This window comes from Lacrimispora sp., from assembly GCF_036758025.1.
Classification (GTDB): domain Bacteria; phylum Bacillota; class Clostridia; order Lachnospirales; family Lachnospiraceae; genus Lacrimispora.
Genome location: NZ_DAIOXM010000026.1, coordinates 44,971 through 66,112, shown reverse-complemented (window position 1 = coordinate 66,112; position 21,142 = coordinate 44,971). Strand labels below are relative to the sequence as shown.

Sequence of the window (21,142 nt, the reverse complement as noted above, 5' to 3'; positions counted from 1 at the left end):
AGAAAGGTTGGCCTATGATAAATAAAAAGAAAGCGCCTGCAGCAAAAGCTGCAGGCGAAAATAAGCGCCCTCTGCTGGTTTCCCTTTACTATTACAGGGGATTTTATCTCATGTTTCTTCCGGTTATCATTTTTGCGGTAATATTCCATTACCTGCCCATGATTGGAATCCGGTATGCATTCTTTTCCTATAAGGGAATTAAGGACCCGGTGTTCGTAGGTCTGGCCAATTTCCGGAAGCTGGTGAATATGCCTGGCTTCTGGAGTGCTTTCGGCAATACCATAAGCTTAAGCGTGTTCAAACTTCTGTTGAATACTTTTATGGCAGTTGTTCTTTCCCTCATGCTTAATGAACTGCGGTCCGTGAACTTTAAAAAGGTTTCCCAAACCATCGTGTATCTTCCCCATTTTATGTCATGGGTGGTTACGGCTTCTGTATTTACCCTGATTCTTTCTCCCACCAATGCGGGGTTGGTCAATTCTGTGCTGATTAATCTGGGATTTACAAAAGAAGGAATTTATTTTCTGGGAAACCAGAACTGGTGGCGGCCCATGTATTACGTGATCAACGTCTGGAAGGACACCGGATGGGGCACCATCATCTTTATGGCAACCCTTTCCGGCATCAATCCAGAGCTTTATGAGGCGGCCTCCATGGATGGAGCCGGACGCTGGAACTGTCTTAGATACATTACCATGCCCTCTTTAAGCAACACGATTATTACAGTGCTGATTTTAAACCTGGCAAAGGTTATGAATCTGTTTGAATCCGTATTTGTACTGCAAAATGATGCGGTGGTGCGGCAGGCAGATGTATTGCAGACTTACATATACACGCAGACATTTAATTCCGGAGCTCTTCCTGACTACGGCTATACCACGGCAGTAGGCCTTATTTCCTCGCTGGTAGGGTGCTTCCTTGTGCTGGTATGCAACAGGGCAAGTTTCAAGGTTCGCGGAAAAGGAATTGTATAGGGGGAAAAGAACATGACAAAGAAAAGAACCGCATTTGACTATGTGCTGGTGGTTGTATTTGTGCTCATAAGCCTTATTATGATAATCCCCATCTACAAAGTCCTTATTGACTCTCTGGATTTGAAGACAGCTTACGGTATGAAGCTGTTTCCGGAACAATTCGGTCTGGCCGGATACATTTCCGTTTTTACAAATCCGACGCTTTACAGGCCATTTCTGGTATCCTGTCTTACGACTGTGGTAGGAACCTTTACAGGTCTTGCTATTTCCACCTTGGGCGCCTATGTGCTGATCCAGTGGAAAATGCCGGGAAGAAACCTTTTTGCAGGGCTTTTGCTGCTCACCATGATTTTTAACGGCGGTATGATCCCCACCTATCTGGTTATGAAGTCCCTTCACTTAACCAATACTCTTTGGGTGGTGATTCTGCTTCCGGCCATTAACGTTTACAACATGGTACTCATGAGAAACTTCTTTGAGGGGATTCCGGTAAGCCTGTTTGAATCTGCAGAGATTGACGGCTGTTCTCCCATGAGAACCTTCTTCCAGATCGTTCTGCCGCTTTCCAAAGCAGCCCTTACTGCCATCGGCCTGATGTACGCAGTCGGTTACTGGAACGATTATACGAATTATAAGCTTTACATCACCAATGATAATCTCTATAACTTCCAGATGAAGCTGAGAGCTCTTGTTATGGGAAGCGACCTGCCTACCGCAATCGGAGGCGCAACAGAGAATACGGTGAAAAATGCATCGGTTATTATTGCAATCCTTCCCTTTATGATCATTTATCCGTTCTGCCAGAAATATTTTATTCAGGGCGTAAACATCGGAGCCGTGAAGGAATAATAGCTTTCAGCGTGGAAAGGGGCAGATGTCTGCTCCTTTTTCTATTTATAATTATCCTGATAAAAAACGACTAAGGAGATCATGATTATGTATCAAAACCCGATTCTGTATGCGGATTATTCTGACCCGGATGTGGTCCGGGTGGGAGACGACTACTATATGGTGTCCTCTTCCTTTGCTTATCTTCCCGGCATCCCCCTTCTCCATTCCAGGGATTTAGTGCACTGGGAGATCATCAATCACTGCGTCCCTTCTCTACCCTTTGAGAAATATAACAATCCCTCTCACGGCTCCGGAACCTGGGCCCCGGCTATCCGTTACCGTAACGGGATGTTCTACGTTTTCGTCCCCCTTGTGGATGAGGGGATTTTTGTGGCCCGGTCCGCCGATCCTTATGGGGAATTCACCTTAAATTGCCTTCACGAAGCGAAGGGCTGGATTGACCCCTGCCCTTTCTGGGATGACGATGGGAAGGCCTATATGGTATTTGCTTATGCCAGAAGCCGCAGCGGGATCAAACACAGGCTGGATATGGTAGAGATTGACCCGGACTGCAGAAAGCTTATGGGGGAGCCTGTCACCCTCTTTGACGGGGAACAACTGGGGCCCACGACAGAAGGGCCCAAGCTCTACAAGCATCAGGGCTTTTATTATATCCTCATGCCCTCCGGCGGAGTATATCCCGGCTGGCAGTCCGCTTTAAGGTCTGAATCTGTAACAGGGCCGTATGAATATAAAATTGTCATGCACCAGGGAAATACGGATATTAACGGGCCACATCAGGGGGGCTGGGTTACGGGACCTGACGGCAGACACTGGTTTATCCATTTCCAGGATGTGATTGAGCTGGGAAGAATTGTCCATTTACAGCCCATGTGCTTTCACGCAGGCTGGCCCTTTATCGGAAGTGAACAAAATGGAGACGGCATAGGAGAGCCGGTAAGGGAGTGGAGCCTTCCGGTGGAAGGGCAGCCGCAATACCGGATTGCCCAGTCTGATGATTTCTCCGGAAGCTCTTTAGGGCTTCAGTGGCAATGGCAGGCCAATCCCAGAGCCTCATTCTATTCCTTAAGCGGCCATCCTGGCATCCGTCTTTTCTGCCTTGCCAATCCTGCCAGGGAAAACCTTTTATGGTATGCGCCTAACGCGATGACCCAGATTCCCCAGCATCAGGCTTTTTCCGCTGTGACAAAGGTGAGGCTTCAGGGAGACAAGGCGGGGGATATGGCGGCCATCGGAATGATCGGCCATTTTTACGCCTATTTGGGCCTTGTGAAAACAGAGGCCGGAAACGAGCTTGTACTGTTTTCAGGAACCGTGACGGAGAAGGAATTTGAGGGAGAGGCAGAGGAACAGCCCTTTGCTTTTGTTCCCTATGAAGGTGACACGGTTTATTTCAGGCTGGAAATATTTAAGAATAAGACCTACCGGTTCGCCTGGTCCCCGGACGGAATCCGCTATACCTCCATAGGAGAAGCAAATCCCCTTGCCAGGGCTACCTGGACCGGGGCAAAGCTCTGTCTCTGGAGTGCCAATAAAAGCAACTTTATTTCAGAAGGGTACGGAGAGTATGAATTTATACACATCGAAAACAGAAGCGGCTGCGAAGAGGACCTTTGATGCGGCCCAAAGAGGGGATAAGGAGGCGGTTCTCCGCCTGATTGACCACTCGTTCAATATTGAAGACTGTGACCGGGACGGAAACAGCCTGCTTCACTATGCAGTAAAGGGAAAGAATTTAGACCTTGTGGCCTTTCTGGTGGAAACATGCGGTATGGACCCGGCATGGGCCAATCAGGCCATGGTGACGCCCTGGGACCTGGCAAAAGGAAATGCGCCTCTTGAAGAATACTTCCAGTCGGTCTGCGGTTTTTCCAGAAAACATTGCTACAGGAATCCGGTGTGCCGGGGTATGCATCCCGACCCCAGCATCCTGCGGGTGGGAGACGATTACTACATGGTCAATTCCAGCTTTCTCTATTTCCCTTCTATTCCAATATCCCACTCTAAGGATTTGGTTCACTGGAACGTCATCGGGTACGGGGTGACGGACAGAACATGGGCTGAGGAATTTTTAGGAGGACTGGAAGGAGGAAGGGGTTTCTGGGCTCCGGACATCAGCTATGATCGGGGAAGGTTCTATATATGCGCAACCTTAAGGAACAACGATGATGCACCTTACATCCAGACTCAGATGGTCACCAGCGCCTCAAAGCCGGAAGGCCCTTACGATACACCTGTCATCCACAATGTCCTGGGAATCGACCCATCCATCTTTACGGACGACGACGGAAAACGGTATATGCTCATAAACCGGGGAGCCAGGATCATGGAGATATCGGAGGATGGAAAGAAAATCCTTTCAAAGCCCTCTCTCATATGGTACGGTCATTCCGGCCACGCTCCGGAGGGGCCCCATATTTTAAAAAAGGATGGCTGGTATTACTGTTTTCTGGCAGAGGGCGGTACGGGAAAGGGACACATGATTTCTGTGGCCAGATCAAAAAGCCTGCTGGGGCCTTACGAGAACTGTCCCTATAATCCCATTATGCATCAAAAAGACGAGATGGGCGTCATCCAGTGCTGCGGCCACGGAAAGCCGGTTCAGACCCCGGACGGAAGATGGTTCATGGCGTACTTGTGTTCCCGCTTCATTGATCACCAGTGGGGGATGCTGGGCCGTGAGACCTGTCTTGATGAGGTCACCTGGACAGCCGACGGCTGGCCCGTCATAAACAAAGGAAAAGGTCCCTCCTATATGGCAGCTTTGCCCTTTCCCGATATGGAGAGGAGAGAGTGCGAAATTCCGGATTCCGAAGCCTGGCTGTCACCGAGAACAAAGGACCCGGAGCTGGTAGGAGAAGACCGGGATGGGACCTTGTGGATCAAGGGGGACGGCCAGGACTTAAATCAGAGGGAATGCAGAAGCCTTTTGGTGAAGTGTCAGCCGGATTTCCAATTTTCCATGGAATTTGAAATGAGTTTTCCTGATGAGGGAAAAGAGGAATTCACCTCTGATGCAGGGGTGACCCTTTATTATGATGAAAATACCTACATAAAGTTCGGAGTGACAGAGGCCTTTGTCTTTGTATCCGAATATGTGGACGACACCTATGTGAGGACAGAAACAAGCCCCTTCCGCTTTCATGGACCGGTAACCTTCCGGGTGGAGACGGACGGACTTGTGAGAACCTTCTTTTTCAATAATATGCTTCTGTGGCAATGGACGGATGTGACTTCCATTTGTTCCGAAGGCCTTTCAAAGGGCAAGCGCTTTACAGGAGCCATGTATGGAGTGTATGTAAATGGCAAAAATCTTTTACGCTGGAGACAGCACGGTAACGTTCAATAAGATATCCACCTATCCCCAGACGGGGATTTCCCAGGCAATGCTTCTGTATTTAGATGATTCAGTGGAAATGAAAAGCTTTGCCCAGAATGGGCGCAGCACAAAATCCTTTTTGGAAGAAGGCCGTCTGGCTCTCATAGAAAAGGAGATCGGAGAAGGGGATTTCCTCTTTATCCAGTTCGGCCACAACGATGCAAAGGAGGACCCCAAAAGGCATACCGACCCGGACACCACCTACAGGGAAAATCTGATGAAATTTATCTCTGCCGCAAGGGAAAAAGGGGCCTGGCCGGTCCTCATTACCCCTATTGCCAGAAGACTTTTTAATGAAAACGGTGTGTTTCTGCCGGGAAGCCACGGTGCTTATCCGGAAGCCATGAGGCAGACGGGAGCAGCGGCAGGAGTGCCGGTGATCGACTTAACCTCCTTGACGGAACGCTGTCTGGAGGCATTGGGTGATGTGGCTTCCAAGGCATATTTTATGTGGCCAAAGGACGACACTCATTTAAAACCGGAGGGAGCGGTCCTTATGGCAGGTTTTCTCTGCCGGGAGCTGGAAAAGCTCGGTTCTCCTTATCGGGAGCTTTTGGACATCCGGGCGGAGCAGACAGAATATGCAGGACTTGATGTTTCTTAGGAGCGGCTATGGAAAAATATGAAGATATTGAGCGCCGGTTTGTCCGCAGCTATCAAAAGTACGGAGACCGCTCAGTCATGGTTCTTTTCAGCTTTTACAGGGGTCAGTACCATAAGTTTTTTATTTCCACCTTCTTTTTCGTCATAAAGCATGCGCCCAGTCTTTTTTCCGCCCTGCTGATCGCCAATGTCATAAATGGGGTCATGGAAGGAGGAGCGGCCGGGAAAAACGCTATTTTCCTCAACGTGTCCATCTGGCTGGGGCTTTTGGTGGTCCACCTGCCTGCCAACTGGCTTCATAATATGTATGTCAGCCGGGTTATACGAAAAACCGAGGCAGGCCTGCGCGGGGCCCTGGTGAGAAAGCTACAGGAGCTGTCCATCCCCTACCACACAGAGACCCAGTCGGGACGGCTTCAGTCGAAGATCATCCGGGATGTGGAGGCGGTGGAAACCTTATCCGCCCAGCTTTTCGTCAGTATGATGAATATCTTCATGAATCTGGTGATCACCTTGTCCTTAACGGCTGCAAAGAACCGGATCGTGCTTTTGTTCTTTCTTTTGGTGGCGCCGGTGAGCTCCATCACCATAATCGCCTTCCGAAAGAGGATACACAGAGAAAACCGGGCATTTCGCCGGGAAATGGAGGAAACCAGCGCAAAGGTTATGGAGATGGTGGAACTGGTCCCAGTCACAAGAGCTCATGCTCTGGAAAAAAAGGAAGTTGAAAAAATCCGGGAACAGCTTAGAGAAACGGCAGAAAAGGGATACCGCCTGGATATGATTCAGGCCCATTTCGGTGCAGTGAGCTGGTGTATATTTCAGGTGTTTCAGGCTTTATGTCTGGGATTTTCCGGCGTTATGGCCTTAAACGGACTTGTTAAGGTGGGGGATGTGGCATTTTACCAGTCCAGCTTTACGACTGTGGTCAACCAATTCACCTCTCTCATAAACCTTCTTCCGATTTTAACAAAGGGGATGGAATCCGTCACCTCCATCGGTGAGGTTCTGGCTTCTGAGGATGTGGAGAGGAACGAGGGAAAGACAGAAATGAAGGAATTGAAGGGGAACTACACCTTTCACAACGTGCAGTTTTCCTATCACGGTTCCGAAGAACAGGTGCTTCATGGGTTCCAATGGAAGGTGAAGGAGGGAGAGACTATCGCTCTGGTGGGAGAATCCGGTTCCGGAAAGACCACAGTGCTGAATTTAATCATCGGCTTTATCACCCCTACGGATGGAAGGCTGCTGATTGATGGGCTGGATATCAATGATATTAATTTAAGAAGCTATCGGAGGTTCATCTCCGTGGTACCCCAGACACCGGTGCTTTTTTCCGGCACAGTCAGGGAAAATATTGTATACGGCCTGGAGGATGTGACGGAAGAAGCCCTAAGCCATGCCGTAGAAGCCGCAAATTTAAAATCCGTTATCGCAAAGCTTCCCCAGGGGCTGGATACCATGATCGGAGAGCATGGCGGCAACTTAAGCGGCGGTCAGAGGCAGAGAATCTCCATTGCACGGGCTATTATACGGAATCCCAAAGTGATTATTCTGGATGAGGCTACATCAGCTCTGGATACCATTTCCGAAAAAGAGATCCAGGATGCCCTGGACCGGCTCATTAAGGGCAGGACTACCTTTATTGTAGCTCACAGGCTGTCTACCGTAAGAGGGGCAGACCGGATCGTGGTTCTGGATAAAGGCAAGATCCGGGAGGAAGGAAGCTATCAGGAACTCATGGAATTAAAGGGTGAATTCTATGAGATGGAACGGCTGCAGATGGCCCTGAGGTGAAGAAGAGCCGGAAATACTGTAAAAAGCGTCTTGATGAGGCTGCAAAAGCCATTTTTCAAGGCGCTTTTTGTGTGAGTAAAAAAAATTCCCAAGGTACATCTTGATAAATAAAATTCCTTGTGATAGGATAGTAAAATGAGTCGTACTATATAAACTTTCGGGAGGAAGAAATATGACAGCAATATTTGGAAGTTTTTTTGGAACCGCAATCAAATTCGTGGTTTTTCTTGCCATTGCCTTAGGCGGAATTGTATGCGGAAAAAAATACAGAGATCACAAGGATGCAGGCAAGGCCGGCGATGTGACGACAGAGACAAAATAGTAAACGGAGGACAGTAACGTGAAGAAGTACGGTGTAAATGAACTGAGGAAAATGTTCCTTGAATTTTTTGAAAGCAAGGGACATCTGGCGATGAAAAGCTTTTCCCTGGTTCCCCATAACGATAACAGCCTGCTCCTGATCAACTCAGGCATGGCTCCCTTAAAACCATATTTTACAGGCCAGGAGATTCCCCCCAGAAACAGGGTGACCACCTGCCAGAAGTGTATCCGTACAGGCGATATTGAAAATGTAGGCAAGACAGCCCGCCACGGTACTTTTTTTGAAATGCTCGGAAACTTCTCCTTTGGAGATTATTTTAAGAGAGAAGCCATCCAGTGGTCATGGGAATTTATGACCCAGGTGGTAGGACTGGAAGCGGACAGGCTCTATCCGTCAGTATATTTAGAGGATGATGAAGCCTTTGATATATGGAATAAAGAAATCGGCATTGCCCCTGAGAATATTTTTCGCTTTGGCAAGGAAGACAACTTCTGGGAGCACGGTGCAGGTCCCTGCGGCCCATGTTCTGAGATTTACTATGACAGAGGCGAGAAATACGGCTGCGGAAAGCCGGAGTGTACCGTTGGCTGCGAATGTGACCGCTATATTGAGGTGTGGAATAACGTATTCACCCAGTTTGAAAGCGACGGCAAGGGCCATTATGAAGAATTAAAGCAGAAGAACATCGATACAGGCATGGGTCTTGAGCGTCTGGCAGTGGTGGTTCAGGATGTGGATTCCATCTTTGATGTGGATACCATAAAGGCCCTTTTAACAAGAGTCGGAGAGCTGGCAGGCAAGACCTACAAAGAGGATTACCAGGTGGATGTTTCCCTGCGTCTGATTACAGACCATATCCGTTCCTGTACCTTTATGATCTCAGACGGAATCATGCCTTCCAACGAGGGCAGAGGCTATGTACTGCGCCGTCTGTTAAGAAGAGCAGCCCGTCACGGAAAACTCCTTGGAATCGAAGGGAAATTCCTGGCTGAGCTTTCTGAAACCGTCATTGCTTTATCCAAAGACGGATATCCTGAACTGGAAGAGAAAAAGGCCATGATCTTAAAGGTTCTCACCCAGGAAGAGGATAAGTTCAACAAGACCATTGACCAGGGTCTTGCCATTTTAAATGATTTGCAGGAGGAGATGGTAAAGAACAGCGAAACCGTTCTTTCCGGAGAAAATGCCTTTAAATTATATGATACCTACGGATTTCCTCTGGATTTGACGTTGGAGATTCTGGAAGAGAAGAATTTCAGCGTGGATGAAGACGGCTTCCAGGCTGCTATGAAAAAGCAGAGGGAAACTGCCAGAAACGCCAGAAAGACCACCAATTACATGGGCGCAGATGTGACCGTATACCAGTCCCTTGATCCGGCTCTTACGACAGAATTTGCAGGTTATGACACATTAGTGCTGGATTCCTTTATTTCCGCCCTCACCACAGAGACAGAGGTGGTGGAAGCCTTAACTGATGGGGAACTGGGAACTATTGTAACGGAAAAGACACCTTTTTACGGCACCATGGGCGGCCAGCAGGGCGATGTGGGCTATATCTGCAATGAAAAGGGAGAATTTAAGGTAGAAGATACCATTCACTTACAGGGCGGCAAGGTAGGCCATGTAGGAAAGATGGTGCGCGGAATGCTGCAAAGCGGAGATGCGGTCACCCTGCGTGTGAGCGAAGAAAACCGCCAGAATACAGGAAAGAACCACAGCGCTACCCACCTTCTTCAAAAGGCATTGAGGACCGTATTAGGCAGCCATGTAGAGCAGGCAGGCTCTTTTGTGGACAAGGATAAGCTGCGCTTTGACTTCACGCATTTTTCAGCTCTGACACCGGAGGAGATTTCCCAGGTGGAAGCCCTTGTCAATGAAAAGATTAAGGATAGTCTGGCTGTAAAGACCGAAGTCATGAGCCTGGACGATGCAAAAAAAGCCGGCGCTATGGCTCTCTTTGGAGAGAAGTACGGCGAGACAGTCCGCGTGGTACGGATGGGAGATTTCTCCACCGAGCTTTGCGGCGGAACCCACATTTCCAATACAGGAGTCATCGGCGCATTTAAGATTCTTTCAGAAACAGGAATCGCAGCCGGTGTCCGCAGAATTGAGGCACTGACAGGAGACGGTCTGACACGTTATTATCAGGATACAGAAAGAGAACTTCACGAAGCTGCAAAGGCAGCTAAGACAATTCCTTCCGGCCTGACAGCAAAGATCGAATCTCTTATGGAAGAAATCAAAGCCCTTCATTCTGAAAATGAGAAATTAAAGAGCAAGCTGGCAAATGACTCCCTTGGCAATGTAACCGATCAGATCAAGGAAGTAAACGGAGTTAAGGTCCTTGCTACAAAGGTTATGGATGTGGATATGAATGGCCTTCGCAACCTTGGAGACCAGTTAAAGGATCAGTTGGGAGAAGGCGTGGTTGTCATTGCTTCCGTTCAGGATGGCAAGGTAAACTTAATGGCTTCTGCAACAGAAGAGGCTCAGAAAAAGGGTGCTCATGCAGGAAATTTAATCAAAGCCATTGCCTCTTTCGTGGGCGGCGGCGGCGGCGGACGGCCTAATATGGCTCAGGCCGGCGGCAAAAATCCGGCAGGAGTTGACACGTGTCTTGAAAAGGTTTACGAAGTAGTTGCAGAACAGGTGAAATAACCGGTTCTGTGACGATAATTGAAAAAATAATAATTTTTTTCTTGACGAATGGCAAAATTATGCTATAATCATATCAGTGCTATAAAATACCCAAACAGTTGTATTATGCACAAGTACACAACTGGAGGGAGGTTAGGTGTGAGCTATGTCAAATGTAATCGTTAAAGATAACGAGACCTTAGATAGTGCTTTACGCAGATTCAAAAGAAACTGTGCAAAAGCAGGTATCCAGCAGGAAATTCGTAAGAGAGAGCATTACGAGAAACCAAGCGTAAGACGTAAGAAAAAGTCTGAAGCTGCAAGAAAACGTAAATATAACTAATTGTTAAAAGATGAATCCCTGGTCTTGTTTCGGCATGACCAGGGGTTTTTTCGACTTTTTGGTAGGGTAGAATTTTCTGGCTTTTATTTGCATATAGTGTAGGGAAGCAGAATGGAAAGGCATATGGATATGTTGGAAGAATCAAAGGAAAAGGCAGCTTCCGCTTTAAAACTTCCCAAGGATGTGGTTCTGGGAGAGGTGCTCATATCCTTTTTAGGACGCCGAAGCGTTGTCATCGAAAACTACCGGAGCATCATCCTCTATACGGATTGTTCTATCAAGCTTCAGGCCAAAAACTGCCGGGTGATCATTTCCGGAAACAGGCTGATGATTGAATATTATACCGGAGAGGAAATGAAGATTACCGGCTACATAAAATCCCTGGAGTTTGAATAACAGGCAAAAGGAGGTGAGGCAAATGATCATATGGCTGAACCGTTACATATTTGGCTACCTTTTCGTAGAACTGACCGGATATTCTCCGGAACGTTTTTTCAATATATGCAGCGTTCATGAAATTGAATTGTGGAAGATTGTAAATACAGGGACATCCTACCGTTTTTTCATGTCAGTGAAAGGGTTCCGCAGGATCAAGCCCCTGGTCCGTAAATCGAAGGTCAGACTTAGGATACTGAAAAAGTTTGGACTTCCTTTTTTTTTATATCGAAACCGGAAGAGGAAGGCATACGGAGCAGGGTTTGCCTGCTTTTTTATCCTTCTTTACGGCCTCTCCCTTTTTATCTGGGACATTGAATTTGAAGGTAACCGGATGTATACTTACGATACCCTTTTGAAATATTTTGAGTCAGAAGAAGTTCATTACGGAATGAGAAAGTCGAACATTGACTGCGACGCCCTGGAAGAAGCTCTCCGGACTAATTTTCCGGAAATAACCTGGGTATCGGCCAGGGTATCAGGAACCAGGCTTTTGGTTAAGATAAAGGAAAATGAGGTTTTGTCTGAGATTCCTGCAAAAGATGAGACTCCCTGCAACATTGTGGCGGAAAAGGACGGGGTGATCACCTCCATGATCGTACGAAGCGGCGTGCCGAAGGCTGCCATCGGGGATCAGGTGGTAAAGGGACAGGTGCTGGTCAGCGGCGTCCTTCCTATCATCGGAGACAGCGAAGAGATCATGAATGTTCACTACATCCGGTCCGATGCGGACATCACAGCCAGAACAGAATATCATTTCACAAAACAGCTCCCGCTTCTGCAGAAAATCGATGTGGAAACAGGAAAGACCAGAAGGGGCTGGTATGGAAAGCTTTTCAGCTATTCCCTTCTTATCATCCGCCCAAGGCCGGAGGGAACCTTCTGGAAGCTGACCATGGAAGAAGAGCAGCTTCATTTATTCCAGAATTTTTATCTTCCCGTTTATTTTGGAACAATAACAGGGAAAGAATACATTTCCTATGAACGCCCTTACACAGAAGAAGAAAAAAATCTGCTGGCGGATGATATGAACGAAAGACTGAAAAAAAAATTATTGGAAAAAGGGGTACAAATTCTGGAAAATCATGTTAGAATACTAGATAATGAATCTCTATGCCAGGCTGCCATAGATTTTGTGGCAGAGGAGCCTATAGGCAGGCGGGAAGGGCTTGAGATACAAAGAACAGAGGAGCCAAAGGAGACCAGTCAATAGATGAGCGTAATTGAGACAATCATAGATATTCCGGTGGAACACGAAAAAAATGTCTGCGGACAATTCGACAGCTATTTAAAGAAAATCGAGAGAACTCTTCACGTCACCATGATCGGACGGGATGGGGCTCTTAAGATCATAGGACCGGAGCAGATGGTCCAGAGAGCAAAAAGCGTATTTAACAACTTAATCGAGCTTTCCAAACGGGGAAATGCCATTACAGAGCAAAACGTGGACTATGCCCTTTCCCTGTCATTTTCCGACAGTGAAGGCCAGATCCTGGAAATTGACAAGGATATTATCTGCAGGACTGTTGCAGGAAAACCGGTAAAGCCAAAGACCATGGGACAGAAGCATTACGTGGACCAGATCCGTAAGAAGATGATCGTTTTCGGCATTGGCCCTGCAGGAACCGGAAAGACCTACCTGGCTATGGCCATGGCCATCCAGGCTTTTAAAAACGGAGAGGTGAACCGGATCATTCTGACAAGACCAGCCATTGAAGCAGGAGAGAAGCTGGGCTTTCTTCCGGGAGATTTACAGAGCAAGATCGATCCCTATTTAAGGCCCTTATACGATGCCCTTTATCAGATCATGGGAGCGGAAAGCTACCTTCACAATTCAGAGAAGGGGCTGATTGAGGTGGCTCCCCTGGCCTATATGAGAGGCCGGACCCTGGATAATGCCTATATCATCCTGGATGAAGCCCAGAATACCACACCGGCCCAGATGAAGATGTTCCTGACCAGAATTGGATTTGGATCAAAGGTGATCGTCACCGGAGACCAGACCCAGAAGGACCTGCCTGCAGGCGCTGTATCAGGCCTTGATACGGCCGTACGGGTGTTAAAGAGAATTGACGATATCGGTTTCTGCTATTTGAGCAGCAGCGACGTGGTCCGTCATCCTCTTGTCCAGAAAATCGTACAGGCATACGATTCTTATGAGTCTAAGGAGTCTAAGAGAAAGCCGGAAGAACGAAAGACAAAGACCGTGGGAGGCAGAAAGGCGCGCAATGACAATTAATATTGAGTACGAGGCGGAAAAAAAGCTGGACATCCCTTATGAAGAGATTATCACCAAGGTAGTGGAGGAATCCATGGATTATGAGGACTGTCCTTATGAAGCGGAGGTCAATGTACTGATTACGGACAACCAGGAGATCAGGCAGATCAACCGGGAATTCCGCAGTATAGACAACCCTACCGATGTTCTGTCCTTTCCCATGGTGGAATATGAGACTCCCTCTGATTTCGACTTTTTGGAGGAAGAGGGGGGAGACTGCTTCAATCCTGAAACAGGAGAGCTTATGCTTGGAGATATCGTCATATCCGTGGACAAGGTGGAAGAGCAGGCAGAGAAATACGGTCATTCCCAGACCAGGGAACTGGCCTTTCTCACGGCCCACAGCATGCTTCATCTCTTCGGCTACGACCATATGGAAGAGGAAGAGCGGATTCTGATGGAAAAAAAGCAGGAAGAGATACTGGCCAGGGGAGGATACGAAAGATGATGAAAAAAGCGTGTTTTTGGTTTGTAAGCGTGATGCTGTGTGCCCTTTTACTTCCGGGCTGCGGCAAAAAGTATCAGGAAGTGTCTGCCAGTGAGGTATCGACGGAAACCAGCCTTTCCCAGGAAACTAAGGAAATCAAAATTGACAGCGAAACAGAGGCGAAAAGCTCTGAAGATGAGGGTTCCGGCGATTACTATACTTTTGAAGACCGCAAGGAAAGGGATGGAAAGATCCGCAGCTATTTGACAGGAGAACTGGTGGACGTTTCTAAGGGAAACCGCAGGCCGGTTGCTGTCATGATGAGCAACGATAAGGAGGCCCTTCCCCAGTACGGAATCAACCGGGCCGATGTGGTTTATGAAGCGCCTGCTGAAGGCGGCATGAACCGCTACATGGCAATTATGGAAAACTACGACGATTTAGACCGGATCGGTTCCGTCAGAAGCTGCCGGACCTATTATACATACTTTGCCCGGGAATTTGATGCCATTTATGCCCACTTTGGGCAAAGTACCTTTGCAAAACCCTACTTATCCAAGTTAAACAACATCAATGGTCTGGATGCCATTGGCTCTGTGGCCTACTTCCGCACCAAGGACAAGAAAGCTCCCCACAATGCCTATACAAGCGGGAGCCGTCTTAATGAGTCCATTGAAAAGCTGGGCTATTCAGGCACTTATGATTCATCTTACCAGGGACATTACCGTTTTGCCAGAACAGGACGGGAAGTCACTTTAGAAGGCGCGCCCGGCGTTTTAGATGCCTACAAGGTCTATCCGGCCTATGCCATTAATAAGCCATGGTTTGAGTACCATGAAGATGACGGGCTTTATTACCGGTATCAGTATGGAAAGGCCCACATGGGGGATGAGGGACAGGTTAAAGTCAAAAACATCATCCTGCAGTATTGTCCTTCCGGCCATTACGCTTCCACAGAGTATTTAAACATCAATGTGGTGGATGATTCCTATGGCTGCTACGTGACAGAGGGCCGGGCCATTCCTGTCAAATGGACCAGGGATGGAGAAGGCGGGCCCACACATTATTACGACATGGAGAATAACGAGATCATCCTGAACCAGGGAAAAACCTGGGTTTGCATTATTTCTGCACAGGATTCTCCTAATGTAGAATTTTATGGAAAACAATAGGTTACAAAGAAGTACAAAGAAAAAAAACTCCCCCAATTTTCTCATTCAGGGAGTTATCCTTGCGGCGGCGGGCATTATTGTCCGGGTAATCGGAATGTTTTACCGCATTCCTCTGGCGGATATTTTAGGTGATGAAGGAAACGGCTATTACAGTTCTGCCTTTTCCATTTATTCCATTTTGCTGATTGTATCCTCTTACAGCCTGCCGACCGCAGTTTCCAAGATGATTGCCACCAGACTGGCCCGAAAGGAATACATCAATTCCTTCCGGGTTCTTCGCGTGTCCCTGATCTACGGAACCGTGGTTGGAGCAATCGGAGCCGCTGTGCTTTGGTTTGGGGCCGATATTTTTGCAAACCATTTTTTAAAGATGCCCTATACCAGCTATGCACTGAAAACCCTGGCTCCGACCATCTGGATTATCGCTTACTTAGGCGTGTTCCGAGGGTATTTCCAGGGGATCGGCACCATGCTTCCTACAGCCATATCCCAGATTTTGGAGCAGATCGTTAATGCAGTGATCAGTATTTATGCTGCTTCCAGGCTTTTTCAGGCTGGACTTCATTCCAATCTGGTCTACGGCTCATCGAAATATTCCTTTGCTTTTGGAGCGGCAGGAGGAACCATAGGAACCGGAATTGGAGCGGTGTCCGCCCTCTTATTCCTGCTGTTTATTTTTCTCAGCTACCGCCCGGTTATGAGGCGGCAGAGAAGAAGGGATTTGAGCAGACACCGGGAATCCTATGGGGAAATTTCCAGCATCCTGGTTATGACGGTTCTTCCCATTGTATTGAGCAGTGTGGCTTATAACATCAGTACAGTCATTGATAACAGCATTTATGGAAATGTCATGGCTTCCATGGGAATGGAGGATTCTGTGATTGCAACCAACTGGGGTGTTTATTCCGGCAGATATCATCTGCTGTTCAATATTCCGGTGGCTATTGCAAACTCCCTGTCCTCAGCCCTGATTCCGGCCTTGTCAAGAGCGGTAGCAGAGAAAAACCGGGGACAGATTATAAGCAGGGTTGCCATGGTAATCCGTTTTTCCATGATCATTGCCATTCCATCTACCGTAGGACTGACCGTCCTGGCAGGTCCTATCTGCAATATGCTTTTCAGAGGAAGGGACAATGCGGCTCTCATAGAAATGATTATGTACGGCTCCACAGCAGTGGCTTTCTTTTCCCTTTCTACAGTCACCAATGCGGTGCTTCAGGGAATCAACCGGATTCAGACACCTCTTAAGAATGCGGTCATTTCTCTTGGGCTTCACGTGGTCATTTTGCTGATCATGCTTTACGTGTTCCGGATGGGAATTTACAGCGTGGTATATTCCAACATCCTGTTTGCACTTACCATGTGTCTCTTAAATGGGGCCTCCATCAGAAGATTTTTAAAATACAGGCAGGAGATGAAAAAGACTTTTATCCTGCCTACTCTGGCCGCTGGCATCATGGGCGGTCTGGCTTACGGCGTTTACTTCCTGGTTCACATCACCTTAAAGCACAATGCTTTAGGGGTTCTGGCGGCAATCGGGGCGGCAGCTGTTGTCTATGGCATTCTGCTGTTAAAATTAGGATGTGTGGATGAAACAGAACTGTTAAGCCTGCCGGGAGGCAGGAAACTGGCCCGTATAGCAGTAAAATTCCATTTATTGTGATTAAAATGGTAAAAGAAAGCAGATACTATACTTACTTGAAGGAGGTATCAACTCATGAAGAAGTATATGTTCTGCTTTCTTTTGTTTGTGGCGGCATCAGCCGTCTGCTTAGGGATCGGTTTTGCTATTACAAAAGACAGCGTACGGCCTGAGGAGGCTCTTCCCGGGGCTACCATAGAAACGGAAACTGTGACGGAGGCACAAATCGTTATTAACCAGGAAGAGGTTGAACCGGTCAATGCCAAGGGCAAAGAAAAATTTTATCTCGTTGCAGAAGACGGATATCTTCTGGTCCTTTACCAGGACAAGACCACCATCTGTCTTTACACCCATATGCCCATTGTGGATTTTCCGGAGGAGGAACGGGGAAAGCTGATGGAGGGCATATGGTTTTCCTCCATGATCGAAGTATTTAATTATCTGGAATCCTATACGAGTTAAGGAAAGTATTACTTGAAATAAAAGGACAAACTGGATACAATAGATTTGTCTGAATACACAGGAGGAATCTATGAAACCAAAGGTAATTATTGTGGGAGGGGGCGCCTCCGGTCTGGCGGCAGGAATCCAGGCAGCCAGGCTCGGGGCGTCCGTTACCATTTTAGAACATACGGCCAGGCCTGGGAAAAAGCTTCTTTCCACCGGAAACGGAAAATGCAACCTGACCAATCTGGCTTCTCCTCCCGGCGCTTACCGGGGTGAAAATCCTGATTTTGCAAAAACAGTTCTGGAAAAGGTACCGGTATCCGAGGTGCTGGACTTTTTTAAAGGCTTGGGAGTTGTGCTCACAGACCGGAACGGATACGTATATCCCAACACCGGACAGGCTTCCTCTATCGCGGATGCACTTATGTTTGAACTGGATCATCTGGGAATCACTTTGATCTGTGACTGCCGGGTCCGTGGTATTAAAAAGGATCTGACTCTCATGACCTCAAAAGGGAACATGAAGGGAGATGCGGTGATTCTGGCTGCAGGTTCCATGGCAGCACCCAAAACAGGCTCTGACGGAAGCGGGTATGAACTGGCTGCCGCTCTGGGCCATACCATTATAAAGCCCCTTCCCGCCCTGGTTCAGCTTAGGTGCAGGGAAAAGTGGTATAAGCAGGCCGCTGGAGTGAGAACAGAGGCTTTGATAACTTTGAAAATAAACGGAAAAACAGCCACAGAGGACAGGGGAGAGCTTCAGTTTACGGATTACGGAATATCCGGAATCCCTGTATTCCAGGTCAGCCGTTTTGCCACCCGGGCTCTTGATGAAGGGCAGGATGTGACAGCGGAGCTGGATTTACTGCCTTCCATAGCTGAAAAGGCCGTGGAGGAGCTTTTGATTGACCGGGTAAAGCACTTTGCTTACCGCCCGGCTGAGGAGTTCTTAAACGGAGTCCTGAATCAGAAGCTGGCCCGGATATTGTTAAATGAAACAGGAATCACAAAGACGGCCAAAACCGGGGAAATCAAACCCGCCCAGATAAAAAAACTTACCGCAGCCATTAAGGGACTTAAAACAGCAGTCATTGCTGCCAATTCCTTTGACCAGGCTCAGATATGCAGCGGGGGAGTGGATACAAGGGAGATCGATCCATGTACCATGGAATCGAAACTGGTAAAACGGCTTTACTTTGCCGGAGAAATCCTCGATGTGGACGGCATCTGCGGAGGCTACAATCTGCAGTGGGCCTGGTCCAGCGGGATTTTAGCAGGCACTTATGCAGGAAGAGAGAAAATATGATCCGAATCAATCAATTAAAGCTGTCGGTGAACCATACGGAAGAGGATTTATGGAACAAGGCGGCAAAAACATTAAAAATTCCAGCGGGCGAAATACGCTCCCTTAAAATAATAAAACAGTCCATTGATGCCAGAAAAAAAGAAGAAATTCATTTCACCTACTGCGTGGAGGTGGAAGCCTTAAGAGAAGAGGCTGTTGTACATAAAGCTAAAAATGTCAATGTGACCATTGCAGAAAAGAGAGAATACGTTTTTCCAAAGCCGGGAAAGGAAACACTGGCACACCGTCCGGTCATCATCGGAACAGGTCCGGCGGGGCTTTTTTGCGGTATCATGCTGGCAAGAAACGGATACAAGCCCCTGCTTTTAGAGCGGGGAGAGGATGTGGACCGGCGCAGGGAAAGCGTGGACCGGTTCTGGGAAGGGGGAAGGCTGAAACCGGACAGCAACGTGCAGTTTGGAGAAGGAGGAGCTGGAACCTTTTCCGACGGAAAGCTGAACACCCTTGTGAAAGATCCTTTTATGAGAAACAGGAAGGTGCTGGAGCTGTTTGTGGAGTTCGGCGCAGATCCTTCCATCCTCTATGTCAATAAGCCTCATATCGGAACCGATGTTTTAAGCGGTATTGTAAAAAACATGAGGGAGGAGATTATAAGACTTGGAGGAGAAGTCCGCTTTCAAAGCCGTGTGACTGACTTTATAGCAGAAGACGGAAAGCTGAAAGAAATCGTTGTGGGAGAGGGAGAGAGGATTTTAACCGATGTCCTGATTCTTGCCATCGGACACAGCGCAAGGGATACCTTTGAGGTTCTGGAAAAGAGAGGAATCCCCATGGAGGCAAAGGCTTTTGCCATGGGACTTAGAATCCAGCATCCCCAGGAGACCATTGACCTTTCCCAGTACGGCACGAAGGATCAATCCCTTCTTGGTGCGGCGGATTACAAGCTGACCCATTCCTGCAAAAACGGAAGGGGAATTTACACCTTCTGCATGTGCCCCGGCGGATACGTGGTCAATGCTTCCTCAGAAGAGGGACGGCTGGCTGTCAATGGGATGAGTTATCATAAGCGGGATGGAAAAAACGCCAACAGCGCCCTGATCGTTACCATAACGCCTGAGGATTTCGGAGGAAAAGGGCCTCTTTCCGGAATCGCTTACCAGAGAAGGCTGGAGGAAGCTGCATTTTTGCAAAGCAATGGGAAGATTCCCATTCAGCTTTACGAAGATTTTAAGAAGGGCAGAAAAAGCCAGGCATTGGGCGGGGTGGAACCGGCATTTAAGGGCTTGTACGAATTTGCTGATTTAAGGGAAATCCTTCCGGCATATATGGCGGAATCCATTGTGGAGGGCGTAGAGGCCTTTGACCGGCGGATTCGCGGCTTTGCAAGGCCTGATGCCGTTTTGGCGGGGATAGAAAGCCGTACCTCGTCTCCTGTCCGTATATTCCGGGATGAAGCGCTGGAAAGCAGTGTGAAAGGAATATACCCCTGCGGAGAAGGAGCGGGATATGCGGGAGGAATCACCTCTGCCGCCATGGATGGTTTAAAGGTGGCAGAGGCCGTTGCAGCCAGGTTTCAGATGCAGGGATTATAAATTTGACGAACACGGGAAAATGATGTAAGATATGAGACAAAAAGAATACCAGAAAGCAGATGAAAATGACCATGAACGTTGAGGAACGAAAGAAACTGAGGGATAAGAAGAGGATTGTCATTAAGATCGGGTCTTCTTCTTTAACCCATACCTATACAGGAGACTTAAACCTGATGAAGATTGAAAAGCTGGTCCGGGTGATCAGTGATTTAAAGGGTCAGGGAAAAGAAGTAGTGCTGGTATCTTCCGGCGCCATTGCGGCAGGACGTCAGGCTTTAGGACACCATACCAGGCCGGGAACCCTGGCGGAAAAGCAGGCATTTGCCGCTGTGGGCCAGGCCAGGCTTATGATGGTGTATCAGAAGCTCTTTGCAGAATACAACCAAATCGCAGCACAGGTACTTTTGACCAAGAATAATATGGTGGATGACAGCACCCGCTACAATGCCCAGAACACCTTTGACGAGCTGTTAAAGCTGGGAACCATCCCCATTGTCAATGAAAACGATACCGTGTCTACCTCTGAAATCCCTTTTGTGGATAATTTCGGAGACAACGACAGGCTTTCCGCCATTGTGGCAGCTCTTATAGGAGCAGACCTTCTGATTCTTTTATCAGATATTGACGGGCTTTATTCTGACGACCCCAGGCAGAATCCTGATGCAGAATTTATTGGCCTGGTAAGGGAGATCACACCGGAGCTTCTTGAAATGGGAAAATCCACTTCCGGAAGCGATGTAGGCACCGGAGGCATGGCGGCTAAGCTGGCTGCAGCCAGAATCGCCACAGACAGCGGTTCTGACATGGTCATTTCCAATGGAGAGGACATAGACGGGATCTGGCAGATCGTGTCGGGAGAGGAAAAAGGAACCTTGTTCCTGGCCCATCAGAACCACGATTTTGATTTAATGGATTATCTTAACAAAGAATATTAAG

19 protein-coding genes are annotated in these 21,142 nt (G+C 47.9%); all 19 read left to right on the top strand.

Annotated elements, in window-relative coordinates; all coding sequences use genetic code 11:
• Positions 1 to 14: 14 nt before the first annotated feature.
• Positions 15 to 974 carry an ABC transporter permease gene (locus tag V7M78_RS18385; RefSeq protein ID WP_333651823.1) on the top strand — a complete coding sequence of 320 codons (960 nt, stop codon included), beginning with the start codon at positions 15 to 17 and terminating at the stop codon, positions 972 to 974.
• A gap of 12 nt (positions 975 to 986) precedes the next feature.
• Entirely contained in the window at positions 987 to 1,823 is an 837-nt protein-coding gene (locus V7M78_RS18380) for a carbohydrate ABC transporter permease (protein ID WP_333651822.1), read from the top strand.
• 81 nt (positions 1,824 to 1,904) lie between these two features.
• Positions 1,905 to 3,443 carry a glycoside hydrolase family 43 protein gene (locus V7M78_RS18375; RefSeq protein ID WP_442914675.1) on the top strand — a complete coding sequence of 513 codons (1,539 nt, stop codon included), beginning with the start codon at positions 1,905 to 1,907 and terminating at the stop codon, positions 3,441 to 3,443.
• Positions 3,394 to 5,175, top strand: coding sequence for a family 43 glycosylhydrolase (locus V7M78_RS18370; protein ID WP_333651820.1), 1,782 nt, complete (start codon positions 3,394 to 3,396; stop codon positions 5,173 to 5,175). Before V7M78_RS18375 ends, V7M78_RS18370 begins: the two co-directional genes overlap by 50 nt.
• On the top strand, positions 5,129 to 5,809 hold the full coding sequence (locus V7M78_RS18365) for a rhamnogalacturonan acetylesterase (RefSeq protein WP_333651819.1): 681 nt from the start codon (positions 5,129 to 5,131) through the stop codon (positions 5,807 to 5,809). The genes V7M78_RS18370 and V7M78_RS18365 overlap by 47 nt, the downstream gene beginning before the upstream one ends.
• Positions 5,810 to 5,817: 8 nt before the next feature.
• Positions 5,818 to 7,605 (top strand): ABC transporter ATP-binding protein, encoded by a 1,788-nt coding sequence (locus tag V7M78_RS18360; RefSeq protein WP_333651818.1) that lies wholly within the window; start codon positions 5,818 to 5,820, stop codon positions 7,603 to 7,605.
• A gap of 172 nt (positions 7,606 to 7,777) precedes the next feature.
• On the top strand, positions 7,778 to 7,927 hold the full coding sequence (locus tag V7M78_RS18355) for a hypothetical protein (RefSeq protein WP_333651817.1): 150 nt from the start codon (positions 7,778 to 7,780) through the stop codon (positions 7,925 to 7,927).
• Between the two features lie 51 nt (positions 7,928 to 7,978).
• Positions 7,979 to 10,585 carry an alanine--tRNA ligase gene (alaS, locus tag V7M78_RS18350; protein ID WP_333651833.1) on the top strand — a complete coding sequence of 869 codons (2,607 nt, stop codon included), beginning with the start codon at positions 7,979 to 7,981 and terminating at the stop codon, positions 10,583 to 10,585.
• A gap of 145 nt (positions 10,586 to 10,730) precedes the next feature.
• A complete protein-coding gene (rpsU, locus tag V7M78_RS18345; RefSeq protein ID WP_008975787.1) occupies positions 10,731 to 10,907 on the top strand; it encodes a 30S ribosomal protein S21 in 177 nt (58 codons plus the stop codon).
• A 129-nt stretch (positions 10,908 to 11,036) separates the two neighbouring features.
• Positions 11,037 to 11,303, top strand: a complete 267-nt coding sequence (locus tag V7M78_RS18340; protein WP_333651832.1) for a YabP/YqfC family sporulation protein — start codon at positions 11,037 to 11,039, stop codon at positions 11,301 to 11,303.
• Positions 11,304 to 11,325: 22 nt separating this feature from the next.
• Complete coding sequence (gene yqfD / locus V7M78_RS18335) at positions 11,326 to 12,555, top strand: sporulation protein YqfD (RefSeq protein ID WP_333651816.1); 1,230 nt, start codon at positions 11,326 to 11,328, stop codon at positions 12,553 to 12,555.
• On the top strand, positions 12,556 to 13,581 hold the full coding sequence (locus V7M78_RS18330) for a PhoH family protein (RefSeq protein ID WP_333651815.1): 1,026 nt from the start codon (positions 12,556 to 12,558) through the stop codon (positions 13,579 to 13,581). It begins immediately after the preceding gene.
• Complete coding sequence (ybeY, locus tag V7M78_RS18325) at positions 13,571 to 14,068, top strand: rRNA maturation RNase YbeY (protein WP_333651814.1); 498 nt, start codon at positions 13,571 to 13,573, stop codon at positions 14,066 to 14,068. Before V7M78_RS18330 ends, ybeY begins: the two co-directional genes overlap by 11 nt.
• On the top strand, positions 14,065 to 15,219 hold the full coding sequence (locus V7M78_RS18320; protein WP_333651813.1) for a DUF3048 domain-containing protein: 1,155 nt from the start codon (positions 14,065 to 14,067) through the stop codon (positions 15,217 to 15,219). The genes ybeY and V7M78_RS18320 overlap by 4 nt, the downstream gene beginning before the upstream one ends.
• A complete protein-coding gene (locus tag V7M78_RS18315) occupies positions 15,206 to 16,882 on the top strand; it encodes a putative polysaccharide biosynthesis protein (RefSeq protein WP_333651812.1) in 1,677 nt (558 codons plus the stop codon). Before V7M78_RS18320 ends, V7M78_RS18315 begins: the two co-directional genes overlap by 14 nt.
• Positions 16,883 to 16,936: 54 nt before the next feature.
• Positions 16,937 to 17,323: a hypothetical protein gene (locus tag V7M78_RS18310; RefSeq protein WP_158376331.1), complete on the top strand. Its 387-nt coding sequence runs from the start codon at positions 16,937 to 16,939 to the stop codon at positions 17,321 to 17,323.
• Positions 17,324 to 17,393: 70 nt separating this feature from the next.
• Positions 17,394 to 18,614: an NAD(P)/FAD-dependent oxidoreductase gene (locus V7M78_RS18305; RefSeq protein WP_333651811.1), complete on the top strand. Its 1,221-nt coding sequence runs from the start codon at positions 17,394 to 17,396 to the stop codon at positions 18,612 to 18,614.
• The gene (locus V7M78_RS18300; RefSeq protein ID WP_333651810.1) at positions 18,611 to 20,206 is read left to right on the top strand and encodes an NAD(P)/FAD-dependent oxidoreductase; all 1,596 of its coding nucleotides are present in this window, start codon (positions 18,611 to 18,613) and stop codon (positions 20,204 to 20,206) included. Before V7M78_RS18305 ends, V7M78_RS18300 begins: the two co-directional genes overlap by 4 nt.
• A 71-nt stretch (positions 20,207 to 20,277) precedes the next feature.
• Positions 20,278 to 21,141, top strand: a complete 864-nt coding sequence (gene proB, locus V7M78_RS18295) for a glutamate 5-kinase (RefSeq protein WP_333651831.1) — start codon at positions 20,278 to 20,280, stop codon at positions 21,139 to 21,141.
• The last annotated feature ends 1 nt before the right edge of the window (position 21,142 follow it).

Excerpts from the sequence above, each read along its gene's own strand:
- rpsU (WP_008975787.1), top strand. The coding sequence starts at position 10,731 with ATGTCAAATGTAATCGTTAAAGATAACGAGACCTTAGATAGTGCTTTA.
- V7M78_RS18365 (WP_333651819.1), top strand. The coding sequence starts at position 5,129 with ATGGCAAAAATCTTTTACGCTGGAGACAGCACGGTAACGTTCAATAAG.
- V7M78_RS18340 (WP_333651832.1), top strand. The coding sequence starts at position 11,037 with ATGTTGGAAGAATCAAAGGAAAAGGCAGCTTCCGCTTTAAAACTTCCC.
- V7M78_RS18300 (WP_333651810.1), top strand. The coding sequence starts at position 18,611 with ATGATCCGAATCAATCAATTAAAGCTGTCGGTGAACCATACGGAAGAG.
- proB (WP_333651831.1), top strand. The coding sequence starts at position 20,278 with ATGAACGTTGAGGAACGAAAGAAACTGAGGGATAAGAAGAGGATTGTC.
- V7M78_RS18360 (WP_333651818.1), top strand. The coding sequence starts at position 5,818 with ATGGAAAAATATGAAGATATTGAGCGCCGGTTTGTCCGCAGCTATCAA.
- ybeY (WP_333651814.1), top strand. The coding sequence starts at position 13,571 with ATGACAATTAATATTGAGTACGAGGCGGAAAAAAAGCTGGACATCCCT.
- V7M78_RS18320 (WP_333651813.1), top strand. The coding sequence starts at position 14,065 with ATGATGAAAAAAGCGTGTTTTTGGTTTGTAAGCGTGATGCTGTGTGCC.
- V7M78_RS18385 (WP_333651823.1), top strand. The coding sequence starts at position 15 with ATGATAAATAAAAAGAAAGCGCCTGCAGCAAAAGCTGCAGGCGAAAAT.
- V7M78_RS18370 (WP_333651820.1), top strand. The coding sequence starts at position 3,394 with ATGAATTTATACACATCGAAAACAGAAGCGGCTGCGAAGAGGACCTTT.
- V7M78_RS18355 (WP_333651817.1), top strand. The coding sequence starts at position 7,778 with ATGACAGCAATATTTGGAAGTTTTTTTGGAACCGCAATCAAATTCGTG.
- V7M78_RS18315 (WP_333651812.1), top strand. The coding sequence starts at position 15,206 with ATGGAAAACAATAGGTTACAAAGAAGTACAAAGAAAAAAAACTCCCCC.
- V7M78_RS18330 (WP_333651815.1), top strand. The coding sequence starts at position 12,556 with ATGAGCGTAATTGAGACAATCATAGATATTCCGGTGGAACACGAAAAA.
- V7M78_RS18380 (WP_333651822.1), top strand. The coding sequence starts at position 987 with ATGACAAAGAAAAGAACCGCATTTGACTATGTGCTGGTGGTTGTATTT.
- alaS (WP_333651833.1), top strand. The coding sequence starts at position 7,979 with ATGTTCCTTGAATTTTTTGAAAGCAAGGGACATCTGGCGATGAAAAGC.
- V7M78_RS18310 (WP_158376331.1), top strand. The coding sequence starts at position 16,937 with ATGAAGAAGTATATGTTCTGCTTTCTTTTGTTTGTGGCGGCATCAGCC.
- V7M78_RS18375 (WP_442914675.1), top strand. The coding sequence starts at position 1,905 with ATGATTATGTATCAAAACCCGATTCTGTATGCGGATTATTCTGACCCG.
- V7M78_RS18305 (WP_333651811.1), top strand. The coding sequence starts at position 17,394 with ATGAAACCAAAGGTAATTATTGTGGGAGGGGGCGCCTCCGGTCTGGCG.
- yqfD (WP_333651816.1), top strand. The coding sequence starts at position 11,326 with ATGATCATATGGCTGAACCGTTACATATTTGGCTACCTTTTCGTAGAA.